Source organism: uncultured Sphingopyxis sp. (genome assembly GCF_900078365.1).
Lineage (GTDB): Bacteria > Pseudomonadota > Alphaproteobacteria > Sphingomonadales > Sphingomonadaceae > Sphingopyxis.
The window spans coordinates 3,485,116-3,502,465 of sequence record NZ_LT598653.1 but is presented as its reverse complement, the minus strand read 5'-3'; the positions used below and the strand labels follow the sequence as shown (position 1 = coordinate 3,502,465).

At 66.9% G+C, this 17,350-nt stretch carries 21 protein-coding genes; 7 read left to right on the top strand and 14 right to left on the bottom strand.

Features of this window, described 5'->3' with window-relative positions; translation table 11 throughout:
• The first annotated feature begins 60 nt into the window (after positions 1-60).
• The 4 genes from QZL87_RS16320 (at position 61) to sdhA (ending at position 3,483) form a co-directional block, all read left to right on the top strand.
• A complete protein-coding gene (locus tag QZL87_RS16320; protein ID WP_295321458.1) occupies positions 61-528 on the top strand; it encodes a cupin domain-containing protein in 468 nt (155 codons plus the stop codon).
• A gap of 289 nt (positions 529-817) precedes the next feature.
• The gene (gene sdhC, locus QZL87_RS16315; protein WP_295321457.1) at positions 818-1,267 is read left to right on the top strand and encodes a succinate dehydrogenase, cytochrome b556 subunit; all 450 of its coding nucleotides are present in this window, start codon (positions 818-820) and stop codon (positions 1,265-1,267) included.
• Positions 1,260-1,667 carry a succinate dehydrogenase, hydrophobic membrane anchor protein gene (gene sdhD / locus QZL87_RS16310; RefSeq protein WP_295321456.1) on the top strand — a complete coding sequence of 136 codons (408 nt, stop codon included), beginning with the start codon at positions 1,260-1,262 and terminating at the stop codon, positions 1,665-1,667. The genes sdhC and sdhD overlap by 8 nt, the downstream gene beginning before the upstream one ends.
• 1 nt (position 1,668) lies before the next feature.
• On the top strand, positions 1,669-3,483 hold the full coding sequence (sdhA, locus tag QZL87_RS16305; protein ID WP_295321455.1) for a succinate dehydrogenase flavoprotein subunit: 1,815 nt from the start codon (positions 1,669-1,671) through the stop codon (positions 3,481-3,483).
• A gap of 24 nt (positions 3,484-3,507) precedes the next feature.
• On the opposite strand, the gene QZL87_RS16300 is transcribed toward sdhA, so the two are convergent.
• From QZL87_RS16300 to leuC, 5 genes are all read right to left on the bottom strand, one after another.
• Complete coding sequence (locus tag QZL87_RS16300; RefSeq protein ID WP_295321454.1) at positions 3,508-3,801, bottom strand: hypothetical protein; 294 nt, start codon at positions 3,799-3,801, stop codon at positions 3,508-3,510.
• Between the two features lie 71 nt (positions 3,802-3,872).
• Positions 3,873-4,085 (bottom strand): DUF167 domain-containing protein, encoded by a 213-nt coding sequence (locus QZL87_RS16295; RefSeq protein ID WP_295321453.1) that lies wholly within the window; start codon positions 4,083-4,085, stop codon positions 3,873-3,875.
• 65 nt (positions 4,086-4,150) lie between these two features.
• Entirely contained in the window at positions 4,151-5,146 is a 996-nt protein-coding gene (locus QZL87_RS16290; protein WP_295321452.1) for an NADPH:quinone oxidoreductase family protein, read from the bottom strand.
• 31 nt (positions 5,147-5,177) lie between these two features.
• Positions 5,178-5,768 (bottom strand): 3-isopropylmalate dehydratase small subunit, encoded by a 591-nt coding sequence (gene leuD, locus QZL87_RS16285; protein WP_295321451.1) that lies wholly within the window; start codon positions 5,766-5,768, stop codon positions 5,178-5,180.
• A complete protein-coding gene (leuC, locus tag QZL87_RS16280; protein WP_295321450.1) occupies positions 5,765-7,195 on the bottom strand; it encodes a 3-isopropylmalate dehydratase large subunit in 1,431 nt (476 codons plus the stop codon). Before leuC ends, leuD begins: the two co-directional genes overlap by 4 nt.
• A 161-nt stretch (positions 7,196-7,356) precedes the next feature.
• On the opposite strand from leuC, the gene QZL87_RS16275 reads away from it, so the two are divergent.
• Entirely contained in the window at positions 7,357-7,872 is a 516-nt protein-coding gene (locus QZL87_RS16275) for a sterol desaturase family protein (protein WP_295321449.1), read from the top strand.
• Between the two features lie 93 nt (positions 7,873-7,965).
• Here QZL87_RS16275 and QZL87_RS16270 read toward each other — a convergent pair whose 3' ends face one another.
• The 6 genes from QZL87_RS16270 to QZL87_RS16245 form a co-directional block, all read right to left on the bottom strand.
• Positions 7,966-8,646: a glutathione S-transferase family protein gene (locus QZL87_RS16270; protein WP_295321448.1), complete on the bottom strand. Its 681-nt coding sequence runs from the start codon at positions 8,644-8,646 to the stop codon at positions 7,966-7,968.
• Positions 8,634-9,611, bottom strand: coding sequence for an NAD(P)-dependent oxidoreductase (locus QZL87_RS16265; RefSeq protein ID WP_295321447.1), 978 nt, complete (start codon positions 9,609-9,611; stop codon positions 8,634-8,636). Before QZL87_RS16265 ends, QZL87_RS16270 begins: the two co-directional genes overlap by 13 nt.
• Before the next feature lie 69 nt (positions 9,612-9,680).
• Positions 9,681-10,961, bottom strand: coding sequence for a serine hydrolase domain-containing protein (locus QZL87_RS16260; RefSeq protein ID WP_295321446.1), 1,281 nt, complete (start codon positions 10,959-10,961; stop codon positions 9,681-9,683).
• A gap of 10 nt (positions 10,962-10,971) precedes the next feature.
• On the bottom strand, positions 10,972-11,628 hold the full coding sequence (locus QZL87_RS16255) for a CoA transferase subunit B (protein ID WP_295321445.1): 657 nt from the start codon (positions 11,626-11,628) through the stop codon (positions 10,972-10,974).
• A gap of 1 nt (position 11,629) precedes the next feature.
• On the bottom strand, positions 11,630-12,493 hold the full coding sequence (locus QZL87_RS16250; RefSeq protein WP_295321443.1) for an HAD family acid phosphatase: 864 nt from the start codon (positions 12,491-12,493) through the stop codon (positions 11,630-11,632).
• Positions 12,493-13,203, bottom strand: coding sequence for a CoA transferase subunit A (locus tag QZL87_RS16245; protein WP_295321440.1), 711 nt, complete (start codon positions 13,201-13,203; stop codon positions 12,493-12,495). The genes QZL87_RS16250 and QZL87_RS16245 overlap by 1 nt, the downstream gene beginning before the upstream one ends.
• Positions 13,204-13,293: 90 nt before the next feature.
• Between QZL87_RS16245 and QZL87_RS16240 the strand changes: the two genes are divergently transcribed.
• Positions 13,294-14,205 carry a LysR family transcriptional regulator gene (locus tag QZL87_RS16240; RefSeq protein ID WP_295321438.1) on the top strand — a complete coding sequence of 304 codons (912 nt, stop codon included), beginning with the start codon at positions 13,294-13,296 and terminating at the stop codon, positions 14,203-14,205.
• 57 nt (positions 14,206-14,262) lie between these two features.
• Positions 14,263-15,066 carry a universal stress protein gene (locus QZL87_RS16235; protein ID WP_295321436.1) on the top strand — a complete coding sequence of 268 codons (804 nt, stop codon included), beginning with the start codon at positions 14,263-14,265 and terminating at the stop codon, positions 15,064-15,066.
• Here the strand turns inward: QZL87_RS16235 and QZL87_RS16230 are convergent.
• The 3 genes from QZL87_RS16230 to QZL87_RS16220 are packed head-to-tail and all read right to left on the bottom strand — an operon-like array spanning position 15,063 to position 17,322.
• The gene (locus QZL87_RS16230; RefSeq protein ID WP_295321434.1) at positions 15,063-15,722 is read right to left on the bottom strand and encodes an HAD-IA family hydrolase; all 660 of its coding nucleotides are present in this window, start codon (positions 15,720-15,722) and stop codon (positions 15,063-15,065) included. The genes QZL87_RS16235 and QZL87_RS16230 overlap by 4 nt on opposite strands.
• Positions 15,723-15,777: 55 nt before the next feature.
• Complete coding sequence (locus QZL87_RS16225; protein ID WP_295321432.1) at positions 15,778-16,167, bottom strand: hypothetical protein; 390 nt, start codon at positions 16,165-16,167, stop codon at positions 15,778-15,780.
• 48 nt (positions 16,168-16,215) lie between these two features.
• Positions 16,216-17,322 (bottom strand): DUF2855 family protein, encoded by a 1,107-nt coding sequence (locus QZL87_RS16220; protein ID WP_295321430.1) that lies wholly within the window; start codon positions 17,320-17,322, stop codon positions 16,216-16,218.
• Positions 17,323-17,350 lie beyond the last annotated feature (28 nt).

The window sequence follows — 17,350 nt, the reverse complement described above, 5'->3', positions numbered from 1 at the left end:
TTTGCACACGGCGCGCTTTGTGCGAAACAAAGGAAGAACAAATTTCACGAGGACTGCCCCATGCCCAAGCTCGATCTCGATACGATCCCGCAGACCAACGCCACCGGCTATCCCGCGCCCTATGATGCGCCCGTGCAGGGCCGCTGGTACCGCCGCCTTGCGCCGCCGACGGGCCTCGGCGATTTCGCTGCGAGCCATGTCGTGCTCAAACCCGGCGCCTGGTCGTCGCAGCGCCACTGGCACGACGGCGAGGACGAGATGCTGGTGATGATCGCGGGCGAGGCGGTGCTGGTCGAGGATGACGGCCGGCACGCCATGCGCGCGGGCGACATCGCGGTGTGGCCGAAGGGCAGCACCAACGGCCATCATCTGATCAACGAATCGGATGCCGATTGCGTCTTCGTCGCCCTGGGCGGCGGCAAGGCGCGCGACACCGGCGGCGGCTATTCGGACATCGACATGCTGTTCACGCCCGACGGCTATTTCCACAAGGACGGCACGCCCTACCCGACCTCGCGGATACCGTGATCGGCCGGGCGGACGTGTGGATCCTCCCTGCGCCGAAGGCGTGGGGAGGGGGACCGTCGCCGCAGGCGATGGTGGAGGGGCAGCGACGTCGCGTAGTCGCCCCTCCGTCAGCGCTTCGCGCTGCCACCTCCCCATCGCTTCGCGACAGGGAGGATCGTGCGGCGGCAACCGGTCGAACACACCGCTCGGCCCAAGCTTTTATTCCCCCATGCTCCTAAGCAATTGCATATCGCGGCCGGAAGGCTTAACCGGCGGCGCATCGACCGTTTAGAGTCAAGACAGGGCTGATATGGCTGGCAACGAACCGAGTGCGCGTCCGCGCTCCCCGCATTTACAGGTGTATAAATGGACCCCCGCGATGGCGGTCTCCATCTTTCACCGCGTCAGTGGCGATGGTCTCGCGATCGTCGGCGGGCTGATGTTCCTCTGGTGGCTCGGCGCGCTCGCCGCGGGTCCCGACGCCTATGCGGCCTTCCTCGCCTGCGTGTGGCACGATCCGAGCCCCGAGATCGGCACCTTTCACCAGATCACCAATATCCTCGGCAAGGTCGTGCTGATCGGCCTGACCTGGGCCTTCTTCCAGCATCTCTTCTCGGGGCTGCGCCATTTCGTGCTCGACACCGGCGCGGGCTACGAGCTCAAGACCAACAAGCTCTGGTCGATCCTCGTTTTCGTCGGCGCGCTCACTGCGACCGCCGCCGTCTGGCTCACCATCTTCTCGGAGGCGCTCAATGGGTAACGGAACGCGTCTCGGCCGCGTGCGCGGGCTCGGCTCGTCGCACCATGGCTCGCACCACTGGCTGCAGCAGCGCTGCACCGCGCTCGGCAATGTCCTGCTCGTCGGCTTCCTCTTCGTCTCCTTCCTGCGCCTGCCGATGACCGACCATGGCGCGGTGCTGCGCTGGGCGTCGAATCCGATGGTCGCGCTCGCGCTGGTCCTGATGGTCGCCAACGTCTTCTGGCATCTGCGCCTTGGGCTGCAGGTGATGATCGAGGACTATGTCCATGGCGAGGCGACGCGCCTGTTCGCGCTCGTCCTTTTGAACTTCTACGCGATCGGCGGCGCCGCTTACGGCATTTTCGCCATTGTCCGCATCGCGCTTGCGCCCGCCGCCGGGCTCGCTCCGGGGGGCATGTAAGATGACCGACGCCTACAAGATCATCGATCATATCTATGACACCGTCGTCGTCGGCGCCGGCGGGTCGGGTCTGCGCGCGACGATGGGCAGCGCCGAAGCGGGGCTCAAGACCGCCTGCATCACCAAGGTGTTCCCGACGCGCAGCCACACCGTCGCGGCGCAGGGCGGCATCGCCGCGTCGCTCGGCAACAATTCGCCTGACCATTGGCAGTGGCATATGTACGACACCGTCAAGGGCTCCGACTGGCTCGGCGACCAGGACGCGATCGAATATATGGTGCGCGAGGCGCCGAACGCGGTCTACGAACTCGAACATGCCGGCGTGCCGTTCAGCCGCAATGCCGACGGCACCATCTACCAGCGCCCGTTCGGCGGCCATATGCAGAATATGGGCGAAGGCCCGCCGGTGCAGCGCACCTGCGCCGCGGCCGACCGCACCGGACACGCGATGCTCCATGCGCTCTATCAGCAGTCGCTGAAATATGACGCGGACTTCTTCATCGAATATTTCGCGCTCGACCTGATCATGGAAGACGGCCCCGACGGCAAGGTGTGCCGCGGCGTGATCGCGCTGTGCATGGAGGATGGCAGCATCCACCGCTTCCGCAGCCAGGCGGTCGTGCTCGCGACGGGCGGCTATGGCCGCTGCTATTTCACCGCGACCTCGGCGCACACCTGCACCGGCGACGGCGGCGGCATGGTGCTGCGCGCCGGCCTGCCCTTGCAGGACATGGAGTTCGTCCAGTTCCACCCGACCGGCATCTATGGCGCGGGCGTGCTGATCACCGAAGGTGCGCGCGGCGAGGGCGGTTACCTCACCAACAGCGAGGGCGAGCGTTTCATGGAACGCTATGCCCCGTCGGCGAAGGATCTCGCGTCGCGCGACGTCGTGTCGCGCTCGATGGCGCTCGAAATCCGCGAAGGCCGCGGCGTCGGCCCGCACAACGATCATATCTATCTGCACCTCGATCATATCGACCCCGCGGTGCTTGCCGAGCGTCTGCCGGGGATCACCGAGAGCGGCAAGATTTTCGCCGGCGTCGACCTGACGCGCCAGCCGCTGCCCGTCGTGCCGACGGTCCATTATAATATGGGCGGCATTCCCTGTAACTATCACGGCGAAGTCGTCACGCTCGGCAAGGACGGCCCCGACACCGTCGTCCCCGGCCTGTTCGCGGTCGGCGAGGCGGCGTGCGTCTCGGTTCATGGCGCGAACCGTTTGGGCTCGAACAGCCTGATCGACCTCGTCGTCTTCGGCCGCGCGACCGGGCATCGCCTCAAGGAAATCCTGACCCCCGGCGCGGCGCAGCAGCCGCTGCCGAAGGACAGCGCCGACCTCGCGCTCGCGCGCCTCGACCATTTCCGCAATGCGAACGGGGGTTCGCCGACCGCCGAAATCCGCACCGAAATGCAGCGTGCGATGTCGCAGCACGCCGCGGTGTTCCGTACCGACGAGTTGATGGCGGAGGGCAAGGAAAAGCTCACCAAGACCTATAATCGCATGAACGACGTTCATGTCACCGACCGCAGCCTGATCTGGAACACCGATCTCGTCGAAACGCTCGAGCTCGACAATCTGATCGCGCAGGCGACGGTGACGATGCACTCGGCGTTCAACCGCAAGGAAAGCCGCGGCGCCCACGCGCACGAGGATTTCCCCAACCGCGACGATGCGAACTGGATGAAGCACACGGTCGCCTGGTTCGACGGCTGGGGCGGCAAGGGCGGCGGCGTCCGCCTCGATTACCGTCCGGTCCACGAATATACGCTGTCGGACGATGTCGACTATATCAAGCCGAAGGCGCGGGTTTATTGATCCGCGCCGGGGCGTCGGCCCGCGTTAATCGCCGAACAGGCTGCGCACCGGGTTGATGTCGGAAAAGGGCACGTCGACGTCCTGGCCCATGATCCACAATTTCTGGCACGCGATGGCGAAGAACATCAGTGCGATCGTCCAGACGATGAAGGTTTTGCGCGCGATCAAGCGGCGCTCGGCCTCTTCGGCCTTGGCGCGGGTCTTGTAATCGATCCCGAGCTCGCCCTCGAACTCGGCGACGAGCTGCGCGCGGCGGGTCCGCGAAATATTCGCGATACTCGCGTCACCCTCGACGCTTGTCGCTCGGCGTTTTGCCATGATCCACCTTGGCCCAGCTAGTCCTGCTACCGGTCATAACGCCGAGCCCCTGCCAATTGGTTAATCCGGCGCTATCGGCCCGCCGCAATTCCGATCAGCTTGATGCGCGCGGTCGCGCCGCGCAGCAGCGTCAGGTCGCGCGGCGGGCGGCCGAGCGCGGCGGCGAGCAGGCGCAGCACCGCCTCGTTCGCGGCGCCGTCGGCGGGCGGGGACGTGACGCGAACCTGCACGGCGTCGCCTTCGACCCGGATTTCGTCGCGCCGCGCGCCGGGCGTTACCCGCACCTCGACCCGCCCCGACGCGGCGAGCGCGGCGAGCGCCTCGGTCAGCGCGGGATCGGGCCGATATTTCAGAGCGTGACGACCAGCTTGCCGACCGCGGTCCGGTCGCCGAGTTTGGCGATCGCCTTGCCGCCGTCGGCGAGGGCGAAGCTTTCGGTGACGCGCGGCTTGATCTTGCCCTGCTCCCACAGCTGGAACAGCCGTGCGATATTGGCGCGGTTGCGCGCCGGCTCGCGTGCGACGAAGGCACCCCAGAAGACGCCCGCGACGTCGCAGCTCTTGAGCAGGGTCAGGTTGAGCGGCAGGCGCGGGATGCCCGCGGGGAAGCCGACGACGAGATAGCGGCCCTCCCACGCAATCGAGCGCAGCGCGGGCTCGGCATAGTCGCCGCCGACCGCGTCGTAGACGAGGTTCGCGCCGTTCGGGCCGACAGCCTCCTTGAACCTGTTCGCGAGCTCCTTCGACTGGTCCTTGTCGAAGGGCTGGCGGCCATAGACGACCACCTCATCGGCGCCGGCCTGACGCGCGATTTCGGCCTTCTCCTCGCTCGACACCCCCGCGACGACGCGCGCGCCGAACGCCTTGCCCAGCTCGACCGCGGCGATGCCGACCCCGCCCGACGCGCCGAGCACGAGCAGGGTATCGCCCTCCTTGATATGGCCCCGATCGACCAGCGCGTGGATGCTGGTGCCATAGGTCATCAGCAGCGACGCGCCCTCGGCGAAGTCGTGCGCCTCGGGCAGATGATAGACATTATGCACCGACACCGCGACGGCTTCGGACATGCCGCCGTTGCCGCAGCCCGCGATCACCCGGTCGCCGACCTTGAACTCGGTCACGCCGTCGCCGACCTCGGCGACGAGGCCCGCGACTTCGCCACCGGGGGCGAAGGGACGTTCGGGGCGGAACTGATATTTATCCTCGATGATCAGCACGTCGGGGAAGTTGACCGCGCAGGCCTTCACGTCGATCACGATCTGGCCCTTGCCCGCCGTCGGGCGCGGCAGTTCGCCAAGGACGAGCGTTTCGGGGCCGCCGGTGGCGGTCGACAAGAGAGCCTTCATCATCTTCTCCTCTTATGGTGTGCGTTTGATCCTATGCGGCGGGGCGCATCCAGGGCCGCTCGGCGTCGAGCTTCGACTCATAGGCGCCGATCGCGGCGTCGCTCTTTTCGGTCAGCGAAATCTCGTCGAGCCCTTCGAGCAGGCACATCTTGCGGAACGGGTCGATCTCGAAGCTGAAGCGGTCCTGATACTGCGTCGTCACTGTCTGATGCTCGAGATCGACGAACACCGGATCGGTTTGGGCGACCTCCATCAGCCGGTCGATCGCTTGTTGAGGGAGCACGACGGGCAAGATGCCGTTCTTCACGGCATTGCCGGAGAAAATGTCCGAATAGGAGGGCGCGATGACGACGCGGATGCCGAGGTCGCCCAGTGCCCAGGCGGCATGTTCGCGGCTCGATCCGCAACCGAAATTATCGCCCGCAATCAGGATCGGCGCGCCCTTATATTCGGGCCGGTCGAACAGATTGTCGGGATCGGCGCGCAGGCTCTCGAACGCCCCGCGCCCCATGCCCTCGCGCGTGGTGGTCTTCAGCCAGTGCGCGGGGATGATGACGTCGGTGTCGACATTCTTGAGCCCGAACGGAATTGCGCGGCCTTCGACCTGATTCAGCGGGGTCATGCCATCAGCTCCCTGACGTCGGTGAGCTTGCCGGTCACCGCCGCCGCTGCGGCCATGGCGGGGCTGACCAGATGCGTGCGCGCGCCGGGTCCCTGACGGCCGACGAAATTGCGGTTGCTCGTCGAGGCGCAGCGTTCGCCTGCGGGCACCTTGTCGGGGTTCATCGCGAGGCACGCCGAACAGCCCGGCTCGCGCCATTCGAGACCCGCGTCGGTGAAGATGCGGTCGAGCCCCTCGGCCTCGGCCTGCGCCTTCACCAGCCCGGAACCCGGGACGACGATCGCCCATTTGACGCCCGGCGCCTTGTGGCGGCCCTTGATCACCGCGGCGGCGGCGCGCAGGTCCTCGATGCGGCTGTTGGTGCAGCTGCCGATGAAGATATTCTCGATCGGCACATCCTGCATCCGCGTGCCGGGTTCGAGGCCCATATAGGCAAGGCTCTTGGCGGCGGCGGTTTGCTTCGACGGGTCGGCGAAGCTGTCGGGCGCGGGGACGACGCCGGTGATCGGCACGACATCCTCGGGACTCGTGCCCCAGGTCACGCTCGGTGCGATGTCGGCGGCGTCGATGACGACACTCTTGTCATAGGTCGCGCCCGGATCGGTCGCGAGGCTCTTCCAATAGGCGACCGCAGCGTCCCAGTCGGCGCCCTTCGGCGCATAGGGGCGGCCCTTGAGATAGGCGAAGGTCGTCTCGTCGGGCGCGATCAGCCCGGCGCGCGCGCCGCCCTCGATCGCCATGTTGCTGACGGTCAGGCGACCCTCGATGCTGAGCGCGCGGATCGCGCTACCCGTATATTCGATGACGTGGCCGGTGCCGCCCGCGGCGCCGATGACGCCCGTGATATGGAGGATGATGTCCTTTGCGCTGACGCCGGGGCCGACCTCGCCCTCGACGCGCACTTCCATCGTCTTCGACGGCTGGAGCAGCAGCGTCTGCGTCGCGAGCACATGCTCGACCTCGCTCGTCCCGATGCCGAAGGCGAGCGCGCCGATGCCGCCGTGGCACGCGGTGTGGCTGTCGCCGCACACGATCGTCGCGCCGGGCAGCGAGAAGCCCTGCTCGGGGCCGACGACATGGACGATGCCCTGTTCGGGCGCGACCGCATCGATATAGCGGATGCCATATTCGGGCGCGTTCTTTTCGAGCGCGGCGAGTTGCGCCGCGCTTTCGGGGTCGGCGATCGGCAATTTGTTGCCCGCCGAGTCGAGCCGCGCTGTCGTGGGCACATTATGGTCGGGCACCGCGAGCGTCAGGTCGGGGCGGCGCACCCTGCGGCCGCTCGCGCGTAGCCCCGCGAAGGCCTGCGGGCTGGTGACTTCATGGACGAGGTGGCGGTCGATGAAGATCAGGCAGGTACCGTCGGGGCGCTGTTCGACGACATGCGCGTCCCAGATTTTCTCGTAAAGGGTGCGGGGCCGAGTCATGCGGTCCACTTACGCCAGTCGCATAACAATGCAAGCGAGTGGCGTTCGAAAACGCAATTTTCGGTCGCGATGCCTGTCATAACATATTTCGTCATCCCGGCCTTCGCCGGGATGACGAGGGGATAGTGGTCTCTTGCAGGTAAAGGGCCTATAATCCCCGCATGTCGCTGCCCGCCATCCTCGCGCTCATTCTCGCCACCGTCGCGGCGATGGAGGGCGTCGCCTGGGCGAGCCACAAATATATCATGCACGGTTTCGGCTGGGCGTGGCATCGCGACCATCACGAACCGCACGGGCATGTGCTGGAAAAGAACGACCTCTTCGCTCTTGTCGGCGCCGCGATGAGCATTTCGATGTTCATGGCCGGCAGCCCGATGATCATGGGCACCGCGGCGTGGGAGCCGGGGACGTGGATCGGGCTTGGCATCCTCGTCTATGGCATCATCTACACGCTCGTGCATGACGGTCTCGTCCACCAGCGCTATTTCCGCTGGGTGGCCCGGCGCGGCTATGCCAAGCGGCTGGTGCAGGCGCACAAGCTCCACCATGCGACGATCGGCAAAGAGGGCGGGGTCAGCTTCGGCTTCGTCTTCGCGCGCGATCCGGCGAAGCTGAAAGCCGAACTCAAGGCGCAGCGCGAAGCGGGGATCGCGGTGGTGCGGGACGCTTTGGACTGAACGTCGCCCCCGCGAAGGCGGGGGCCGCTGGAGGCTCAGACCGGTGGCGAAGCGTAAAACGACAGCGGCCCCCGCCTTCGCGGGGGCGACGTTTTATCTCGCCCGATAATCCGCCGTAATCACCCCCGCCGCCGCCAGCTCGGCTTCGTGGCTTTCCTCGCGCCATTCCTCGAGCAGCGCCTGCCGTTCCCATTCGAGCATCGCGGGGTGCGACAGCATATGGTCGACCCACGCCTGCGCCGCGCCGACGTCGAGATCATAGGTGCGGATGCGAAAGGCTATGGGTGCGTAAAAGGCATCGGCGGCGGTGAAGCGATCGCCCGCGAGATACGGCCCGCCAAACCGCGATAGCCCTTCGGCGAACAGCTCGCGAAGGCGCGCGATGTCGAGGCGGAGCGCGCCCGACGGCGGCTTCGGGGTCACGCGGACGCCGACGTTCATCGTGCAATCGCCGCGCAGCGCCGAAAAGCCGCTGTGCATTTCCGCGACAGCGCACTGCGCCCAGGCGCGCGCATCGGGATCGGCGGGCCAGACGCCGTCGTGCCGGTCGGCGAGATAGAGCGTTATGCCCAGCGAATCATAAACGGTCCGTCCCTCGTCGAGCAGCACGGGCACCTGCCCCGTCGGCGAAAAACTGCGAAACTCGTCATAGTTGATCGGGTTGGTGAAGGGCTCGATCTGCTCCTCGAAAGCGATGCCCAGGCCCTGCATCAGCATCCACGGGCGGAGCGACCAGCTCGAATAATTGCGGTTGGCGGTGATCAGCACATACATGCTTCGCGCTCCTGTGCGACGATGGGGGACGTATAATCGGGGTCGTGCGCAAAGGGCAGTTCGGTGCGGTCGCGGAGCGCCGCGAGCACGCTGCCGAAATCGGTTCGGGCGCGCCAGCCGAAGCGGCGCTCGGCGCGCGACGGATCATAGACGCGGTCGATGCGCGCGGGGAGCACCCAGCCTTCGGCGGCGTAAAGCTCGGCCGCCTCGGGATAGTGCCGCGCGATCACCGCGCGTGCGTCGCGGGCGAGTTCTTCGGCCTCTTCGCGCGCAAAGGGCGGCGGGGCAGAGAGGATGAAGGTGTCGCAGCCGAGCTCCGGGGCGGCCTCGAGCGCGGCGAGATGTGCAGCGGCGGCGTCCTCGACCGTCAGGCGGCGGTGAAGCAACTCGTTGGCCTTGAGGTTGGGACCGCTCGGGACCGCGTGCGTGTCGTCGTCCTCGGGGAAGAAGCGTCCGGTGCGCAGGATCGCGAGACCGATGCCATGTTCGCGATGGACGAGCTTGCAGGCCTGTTCCGCCGCGAGCTTGGTGATGCCATAGATGTTGCGCGGTTCTACGGGCGAGAAATCCTCGTCCATCCACCACGCGCCCGCCTCGCCCGCGCCTTCGCGGACATCGGCGCGGACCATCAGCGAGGTGGTTGAGGTGAAGAGGAAACGGTCGTTGCCCGCCGCGACCGCGGCTTCGATCAGGCCGAGCGTGCCCGTCACATTGACGTCGACGAACGCCTGGCGCGGATAGCGGACGATGTCGGGTTTGTGCAGCGCGCCGCCGTGGATCACCGCCTCGATCCCGTACTCGCCCATCGTGCGATCGATCAGCGCGCGGTCGGCAACGGTGCCAACCACCTGCGTAAACGGACTCGGCACGACGTCGAGCCCGGTGACGTCATGGCCGTTTTCGGTAAGCAAAGGAGCGAGAGTGCGCCCGAGCCAGCCCGACGATCCGGTCAGCAGCACGCGCATAGATGTTTCTCCTCCCGGCCGTGGACGCGCTGATACACGGGCGATGGATGCAGGGGCAAGGGGTCGCGTCTACCCCTTCGGAGGCCCCGGGATCGCTTTGGCTGCGGTGCGCGTGCCCGCCACCGGAGGCAGCTCGCCCAGATCGAGCCAGCCCGCGTCCGCGCGCTTGTGATAGCTGTCGATCGCCGCGAAGGGGATGCGGAACGGGAAGCCCCAATCGCTGTTCCACAGGGCGACGACGCCCGTGCGCGTCGCGGGCTCGAAAATCATCGTCGCGCGATAGCCCTCGACCGCGCCCGAATGGCCTTCGAGCCGGCGTCCGCCATAGGTGAAGCTCCGCCAGCCGAGGCCATAGGACGCATCGCTGGTGGCCTGGCGCAGCGCGCCGCCATAGAGCCGCCCCGTGCCGACGCGCGGGCGATGCGCAAGCTGCAACGCCGGGGCCGGCAGCACATCGGGGCGGCTGCCCATCATCGCCTGCATCCATGTCGCGAAATCGACGATGTCGCTTTCGACCCCGGCGGCCGCGGGAACGCGCCAATAGGCTTCCTTGATCGGGCGGACATGCGCGCCGCGGTGCGGCTTCGCCCAATCCTTTGCGCCGGTCAGCCGCGTCATCCCATATCCTGCGCTGACCATGCCGAGCGGGCGGAAAAACCGCGCTTCGACCATATCGGCGAAGGGCTCGCCCGCCGCCGCGCCCAATATCTCGCTCGCCGCGTCGAAGGCGACATTCTGGTAGCTGTGGCAGGTGCCGGGATCGCATTGCAGCGGCGCGGCGGCAAGGCTCGCGCGCAGCAGGGCGGGGTCCTTCCCTTCTTCCAGCTTCGTATCATAGGCGTGGCTGGTGAGGCCGGTGCGCTGCGCAAGCAGATCGTCCAGCGTGACCCGCGCTTCGGCGCCGCCCGGCAGGCGCAGCGACGTGCGCCAGTCGGCGACCGGGCGGTCGAGGTCGACGGCGCCGTCCGCGGCCAGCGCGCCCGCCAGCGCCCCCGTCGCGGTCTTGGAGACCGACGCCCAGCGGAACAGCGTATGCGGCGTCACCGGCGCGCCCGTCGCGGCATCGGCAACGCCATAGCTGCGCACGAAGCTCAGTTCGCCATCTTCGACCACCGCCACTGCCAGCCCGGCCATTTCGGGCCGCTGCGACAGGTCGGCGAGCTGCTGGTCGAGCGCGCGATAGTCGATTCGGCCGCGCCATTCGGCGGGCGTATCGGGCAGGTCTGCGGCGGCCTTGATCGGGATCGGGACGCTGGCAAGCGGTTCGCCGCCGCCGAAGGCGTGCAGGCCGAACCAGCCCGCCGATCCCAGCGCGGCGGCCGCGACGAGGCAGGCGAGAACCCGCTTCATCGATCCGTGATTAGATGGCGACCTCATAATTGGCTGTCGTCTTAGCCGCGACTTCGTCCGCCGTCACCCCCGGCGCGAGCTCTATCAGCCGGAACGGGCTTGCATGGTCGTCGCGCCTGAACACCGCGAGGTCGGTGATGATCATGTCGATGACATTCTTGCCGGTCAGCGGCAGCGTGCATTCGGGGATGAACTTCGGGCTGCCGTCCTTGGCGTTGTGCTCCATCACGACGATGATCTTCTTGACCCCGGCGACGAGGTCCATCGCGCCGCCCATGCCCTTGATCATCTTGCCGGGCACCATCCAGTTTGCAAGGTCGCCATTCTCGGCGACTTCCATGCCGCCCAGCACGGCCAGGTCGATATGGCCGCCGCGGATCATCGCAAAGCTCTGTTCCGACCCGAAATAGGCGGTCTGCGGCAGTTCGCTGATCGTCTGCTTGCCGGCGTTGATCAGGTCGGGGTCTTCGTCGCCCTCGAAGGGAAAGGGGCCGATGCCGAGCATCCCGTTCTCGGACTGCAGCGTCACCGTCATCCCCGCGGGCACGTGATTCGCGACCAGCGTCGGAATGCCGATGCCGAGGTTGACGTAATAGCCGTCCTCCAGCTCCTTCGCGGCGCGCGCCGCCATATCGTCTCGCGTCCAGCCTTTGGATTCTTGGGCCATCTTATTTGGGCTCCCATTGCTTGTCGGAGGGGAAGGCATCGTCCCAGCCCAGCTTTTCCCACGGGCCATAGACGGGGTTGGGGAAAAGGAACCAGCCCTTGTCCCATAGATTGGCGGCGGCGGCGCTCGTGGCGAGCGCCATGCGCTGCGCGGCGGGCAGGCCCTTGACGTTGAACTGCTGGCTGAAATCGCCGAGCTGGTCGCCGCCGAGGATGATGACGCAATATTTCGACGCGATCGTGGCGCGGCGGCCGTCCTTGCTCGACCCGCCGGCATCGTCGCCCATCAGGAAGAGCGTCTCGCCATGCTTGAACTCGCCGAGGCCCGCGGCGCGCAGCGTATCCTCGCTGCCCTTGGCATTGGCGGCGCTGCGGTTGGTGTTGGCGATGACGGTGATTCCCGCCGCGCGCAGCTTGTTCACCATCTGCGCTGCGCCGGGCATCGCGATCGCCTTGCCCGCGCCGGTCTTTTCCCACTGGTCCCAGATTTCCGGATCGAAGGCGGAGCCCTTCTCGGCGAAATAGCGCATCGGGCCGCGGTTCCAGATCAGCGTCTCGTCGGCGTCGAACACCGCCGCGAAGGGCTTGTCCCCGCACGGCTCGAACGCCGGCGCATCCATCGTCGCGCCGGGCGCGAGCACGACGCTGTCCTTCGGCCGCTGCTTGATCCGCCATACGCCGTAATCGGCAATACGCGCATTGGTCGCGCGCACCGCAACCGCCGCTTCGGGCGAGCCGTAGAGATATTGCAGTGCGACTGGAGGCTTGTCGGCTTCCGCAGGTGCAGGCGGCGTGGTAGCGACCTCGGCAGGCGCGCTCGCACAGCCTGCCAACAGCAGCGGCGCTGCAAGGGCGAGGCCGCGCATCACACGGTCTCGCGCGGACGCACGGTGCGGAATTCGATCTTCTTGTCGTAGGGCGCGCCGAGGACGAGGCGCTTCACATAGATGCCGGGCAGGTGGATGCTGTCGGGATCGAGGCTGCCCACCGGCACGATTTCCTCGACCTCGGCGACGCAGATCTTCGCGGCGGTCGCCATCGGCTGGTTGAAGTTGCGCGCGGTCTTGCGGAAAATCAGGTTGCCGCTCTCGTCGGCCTTCCACCCCTTGATGATGGCGAGGTCGGCGAAGATGCCGCGTTCGAGGATATAGTCCTGCCCGTCGAAATTCTTCACTTCCTTGCCTTCGGCGACGAGCGTGCCGACGCCGGTCTTCGTATAGAAGCCCGGAATGCCCGCGCCGCCCGCGCGGCAGCGTTCGGCGAGCGTGCCTTGCGGGCAGAATTCGACCTCGAGCTCGCCCGCGAGATATTGCCGTTCGAACTCCTTGTTTTCGCCGACATAGGAGGAGATCATCTTTCCGACCTGCTTGGTGCGGAGCAGCTTGCCGAGGCCCTCGCCGTCGATCCCGGCATTGTTGCTGGCGATGGTGAGGTTCTTGACGCCCGCGTCGCGAATCGCGTCGATCAGCCGCTCGGGAATGCCGCAAAGGCCGAAGCCCCCCGCGCAAATCTGCATCCCGTCGAAAAGGAGGCCGTCAAGCGCGGCTGCTGCGTCGGGATATTGCTTGTTCGCCATGAAGGGCCTCCTTGCCGGAATGTCGGGCGCGACCTTGGCGCATTTGATCCATCAATTCTAATTGTTCGATTTTTGGATTATACATAGATAATGTCTATTAATCGCGTCTCGCTCTATCATCTAGAAACCCTCCTCTGGATCGACCGGCTCGGCACTTTTTCTGCGGCGGCCGAGCGGCTCAACACCACCCAGCCGACGGTGTCGGCGCGGATGCGCGAACTCGAACAGCGATTGGGGACGGCGCTGTTCCGCCGCGAAGGCCGCGCGATGTCGCTGACGGCGGCGGGGCGCAAGCTGGTGCGCGATTGCGACCCCTTGCTGCGCGACATGCAATACGCGCTGCTCGGCAGTGGCGGCTATGGCGAGGCGAGCGGCGTGGTGCGCATCGGCGCGGGCGAGATAGCGGCGGCAAGCTGCCTTCCCGCTTTCGTCGCGGAACTCAAGGCCGACATGCCGGGCGTCGGGCTCGAGATCGAGATCGACCTCACCGCCAACCTGATCCAGCAGCTTTTGACCGGGCGCACCGACATGGCCTTCGCCGCCGGGCCGATCGCGCATCCCGCGCTCAAGACTAGTCCGATCGGCGAGGTCGAACTGCTCTGGCTTGCGAGCCCCGCGGTCGCATCGGCCTTCGCGAGCGGGGAGGCGGTGCTCCCCGTCTGGTCGCTCGCCAGCCATTCGCCGATCCACGGGCGGATGCGCGATGCGATCGCCGCGTCGCGCATCGCGCAGAAATCGGTGAATTTGTGCAATAATGCGCGTATGATGATCGACATCGCCAGAGTCGGCGGCGGGATCGGCATCTTTCCCGAACCTATGGTGCGCGGCGAAATCGCGAGCGGCGCGCTGGTCGAGCTCGATGGCATGCCCGCGCTCGTGCCGGTCGAATTTCACGTCGCCAAGCGCGTGTCCGACACCGAACCCGTGCTGGACCGGATTTATGCGCGCGCGGCGACGCTGCGTATCGCGGCGGCCTCGCGCGACTTTGACGGCGATCAATGACGCCGCGCCGGATCCGGCGCATCCCGCTTGCGACGCCATCGCGAAGGAGACGGAAAAATGCGCTCGATCCTGGTTCACGCCGACGATGAGGCCGCCTCGGAAGGCCGGCTGCAGGTCGCGCTCGACCTAGCCCGCCGGTTCGGCGGTCATGTCACGCTGATGATCGCGACGCCCTTTCAGCAATTCGTCAGCTTCGACCCCTTCGGCGGCAGCTATTTCGCGGCCGAGGCGCTGGCGAAGGCGCAGGCCGACGACCTCGCGCTCGAAGCGGGGCTCGCCGGCCGGCTGGAGAAGGAGGATGTGCCGTGGGACATCGTCGTCGCGAGCGGTGACATAGCGGGATCGCTCGCCGCGACCGCGACGCTTGCCGATCTGGCGGTGGTGAGCCTGCCGGGCGACGCTAAAGGCGCCGCGTCGCCGCTGCTCGCCGGCGACCTCGCGCTGGCGATATCGACCCCGGTTCTCGCCCTGCCGCAGGGAACGGCGCGCCTCGACCCCGATGCCCCCGCGATGGTGGCCTGGAACGGCAGCGCGCAGGCCGCCGCGGCGCTCCGCGCGGCAGTACCGCTGTTACGGGACCGGGCGGTGACTCTGGTCAGCGTCGGCGGGGAGGAGGGCGCCTTTCCCGCAACCGATGCGCTGCGCTATCTGTCGCGCCATGACATCCATGCGGACCTCAGGACCGTCTCGCGCGGGGGAAAGACGGCCGAAGAACGGCTGGAGGAGGAAGCGGCGGCGCTCGGCGCGGGCCTGATCGTCATGGGCGCCTTCGGCCGCGGCCGCCTGCGCGAGACGCTGTTCGGCGGGGCCACCCACTATCTGGTGACGAGCGGCCGCTTTCCGCTGCTGCTCGCGCATTAGGGCAGTTCTATCTCCAGCGCCGCCGACAGATCGGCGAGCGCCTGTTCGCCGCTCGTCACCTTGATCGCGTGCATGCCGAGCCGGCTCGCGGGTTTGCAGTTGATGCCGAGGTCGTCGAGATAGATGCAGTTCGCGGGCTGGGCGCCGAGCGCCTCGCACATCATCTCGTAGATTCGCGGGTCGGGCTTGCGCACGCCGACCTTGCTCGATTCGATCACATGGTCGAAGCGCGCCATGATCGCCGCGACCTCGGCGGCGAGTGCCTCGCTGCGCGCCATCCCCGCGCCCTTGCCGCTGGGGACATTGTTGGTGATGCACGCGATGCCGAAGCCGCCGGCCTTCAGCGTGTCGAGCGCTGCGACCATCGCGGGGCGCACCGCCCCGGCCAGCACCGCGAGCACCGCTTCGCCCTCGAGCGCGTGCCCGAGCGCCTTCGCCTCGGCCGCGAACAGCGCGTCGAACGCCGCCGCGTCGATTTCGGCGCGTTCGAAGCGGGCCCAGGCGTTGGTGTCGGGATCGGCGGCGTTGACGCGGCGCACGAAGTCGCGCGGCAGCCCGCGCTCTTCCTCGAGCCGGTTGAAGGCTTCGAAGGGCGAGGCGGTGATGACGCCGCCGAAGTCGAAGATGACATGCGTGTATCGGGACAATCGGGACATGGCGCGGCTAGAGCGCAGATTGACGTTAACGTCAACCGCGCCGCATGCGACGGCACTATTTCACGCGCGTGCCCGACCAGCTCGCATCGTCGATGGTGAGGTCGAGCCGGTCGGGCGAGCGCACCGTGTCGAGCAGGAACACCGACGGGCCGTTCGCCGCGAGGATCGCGTCCATCGCCTTCTCGAGCGATATGATGACGGTCGGGATGCGGGCATAGTCCGACTTGACCTCGACCTTGTTCGGGCCCGTGCGCGTCACAATGACCGTGACGCCGCTTTTCGACGCGCCGCGCGCATCGGAGATGACGTCGCCGCTGTAGGTGCCGGCGACGCGGTCGGCGAGGTCGGCTTTGCGCGCGGGCGCGGCCTGGGGCGTTTTGGCGAGCGCCGCGCCCGCCGGGAGCAGGAGCGCGAGCGAAGCGGCGGAGACGAGCGTGCGAAGCATGGCCTGTTCCTTTCCGGCGCGAGGAAAGGGACTGCTCCCCTGCGACCCTCATGGAACGACGACGATCCCCTTTCTGGGGTCGGCTTGTCCCGAGAGCATCTCCCGATAGGCGGCGAGCGCCGCGTCGCCGCCGCTGCGTTTATCGACCGAAGCCAGCCGCGGCGCAACGTCCATGAAGGCGAGCCAGGCCTCGGCGATTCTTTGCCCGAAGGCCGCCCCGCCCCAGTCGGCGATGCGCTTCTGGCTGCGCCCCGGCGCGAAAAAGCCCTGCCGCTCGGGCCCGGGCAGCGCCGCCCCGCCGGCATCGGCATCCCAATGCGATTTGCCGACGATGATCGAGGCCTTGAGATTATTCCCGAAATGGCTGTGTACGACGCGCGTCACCGCGCCGTTGCCCGCCATGTCGACGAAGGCCGAGGGCATGCCGGGATTGAGCGTCAATATATCCTCATAGGCGATGACGCGGTCGTAGATGCGCTGCGCGTCGAGATCGGCGACGTTCGCCTTGCTCGTCAGGCCGACCGTTTCGGGGCGATGCCCCGCGCGCCGCGCGAGTGAAAAGCCGAGCCCGATCGCGGTCTTGCTCGACGCGCTCGCGATCAATATCTGCCCCGCGCCATAATCGCCCTCATCCTCGAACTGGTCGGCGATCAGCCAGCCGGTCAGGAAGAGCGGGCGGAATATCGGCCAATAATCATGGTCGGCGGCGCGATAGCCCTCGAGCGCCTCGATCCGCTGATAATGATTGTAGATGGGGGGCAGGGTGGTGCGGCGCGGGGTGACGTCGGTGAAGCCGCCCGGGCCCGCCTTGCCGGCAGTCAGTATGGCGCTCTCCGCCATCGGATAATAGCCATAGAAACGGTCGCCCGCCGCGACGCCCTCGGCGGCGCTTTCGATCACCGTCGCGAAGCCCCAGACGGGCAGGCGGCCCGGTGTGTCGCGCTCCGAAAAGAAATCCCAATAGCCCTGGTCGTTTCCGAACAGGCCGGCAGGCTTGCCGAACACGGCGTAAGTGATGTTGTTCGCGGTCATCGCATAGCTGTCGAGGTGGACGCGAATTTGTCCCGGCGCGAGCAACTCGTCGGCATCGGTGACCAATTTTGCTTGCGTAATATCGTCGCGATCGATGTCGATCGCCCAGCTCTTTGCGCTCATGTCCGGACCCCTCCGATGGGCTTGCCCG

Excerpts from the sequence above, each read along its gene's own strand:
- QZL87_RS16320 (WP_295321458.1), top strand. The coding sequence starts at position 61 with ATGCCCAAGCTCGATCTCGATACGATCCCGCAGACCAACGCCACCGGC.
- sdhC (WP_295321457.1), top strand. The coding sequence starts at position 818 with ATGGCTGGCAACGAACCGAGTGCGCGTCCGCGCTCCCCGCATTTACAG.
- sdhD (WP_295321456.1), top strand. The coding sequence starts at position 1,260 with ATGGGTAACGGAACGCGTCTCGGCCGCGTGCGCGGGCTCGGCTCGTCG.
- sdhA (WP_295321455.1), top strand. The coding sequence starts at position 1,669 with ATGACCGACGCCTACAAGATCATCGATCATATCTATGACACCGTCGTC.
- QZL87_RS16300 (WP_295321454.1), bottom strand. The coding sequence starts at position 3,801 with ATGGCAAAACGCCGAGCGACAAGCGTCGAGGGTGACGCGAGTATCGCG.
- QZL87_RS16290 (WP_295321452.1), bottom strand. The coding sequence starts at position 5,146 with ATGAAGGCTCTCTTGTCGACCGCCACCGGCGGCCCCGAAACGCTCGTC.
- leuD (WP_295321451.1), bottom strand. The coding sequence starts at position 5,768 with ATGACCCCGCTGAATCAGGTCGAAGGCCGCGCAATTCCGTTCGGGCTC.
- leuC (WP_295321450.1), bottom strand. The coding sequence starts at position 7,195 with ATGACTCGGCCCCGCACCCTTTACGAGAAAATCTGGGACGCGCATGTC.
- QZL87_RS16275 (WP_295321449.1), top strand. The coding sequence starts at position 7,357 with ATGTCGCTGCCCGCCATCCTCGCGCTCATTCTCGCCACCGTCGCGGCG.
- QZL87_RS16270 (WP_295321448.1), bottom strand. The coding sequence starts at position 8,646 with ATGTATGTGCTGATCACCGCCAACCGCAATTATTCGAGCTGGTCGCTC.
- QZL87_RS16265 (WP_295321447.1), bottom strand. The coding sequence starts at position 9,611 with ATGCGCGTGCTGCTGACCGGATCGTCGGGCTGGCTCGGGCGCACTCTC.
- QZL87_RS16260 (WP_295321446.1), bottom strand. The coding sequence starts at position 10,961 with ATGAAGCGGGTTCTCGCCTGCCTCGTCGCGGCCGCCGCGCTGGGATCG.
- QZL87_RS16255 (WP_295321445.1), bottom strand. The coding sequence starts at position 11,628 with ATGGCCCAAGAATCCAAAGGCTGGACGCGAGACGATATGGCGGCGCGC.
- QZL87_RS16250 (WP_295321443.1), bottom strand. The coding sequence starts at position 12,493 with ATGCGCGGCCTCGCCCTTGCAGCGCCGCTGCTGTTGGCAGGCTGTGCG.
- QZL87_RS16245 (WP_295321440.1), bottom strand. The coding sequence starts at position 13,203 with ATGGCGAACAAGCAATATCCCGACGCAGCAGCCGCGCTTGACGGCCTC.
- QZL87_RS16240 (WP_295321438.1), top strand. The coding sequence starts at position 13,294 with ATGTCTATTAATCGCGTCTCGCTCTATCATCTAGAAACCCTCCTCTGG.
- QZL87_RS16235 (WP_295321436.1), top strand. The coding sequence starts at position 14,263 with ATGCGCTCGATCCTGGTTCACGCCGACGATGAGGCCGCCTCGGAAGGC.
- QZL87_RS16230 (WP_295321434.1), bottom strand. The coding sequence starts at position 15,722 with ATGTCCCGATTGTCCCGATACACGCATGTCATCTTCGACTTCGGCGGC.
- QZL87_RS16225 (WP_295321432.1), bottom strand. The coding sequence starts at position 16,167 with ATGCTTCGCACGCTCGTCTCCGCCGCTTCGCTCGCGCTCCTGCTCCCG.
- QZL87_RS16220 (WP_295321430.1), bottom strand. The coding sequence starts at position 17,322 with ATGAGCGCAAAGAGCTGGGCGATCGACATCGATCGCGACGATATTACG.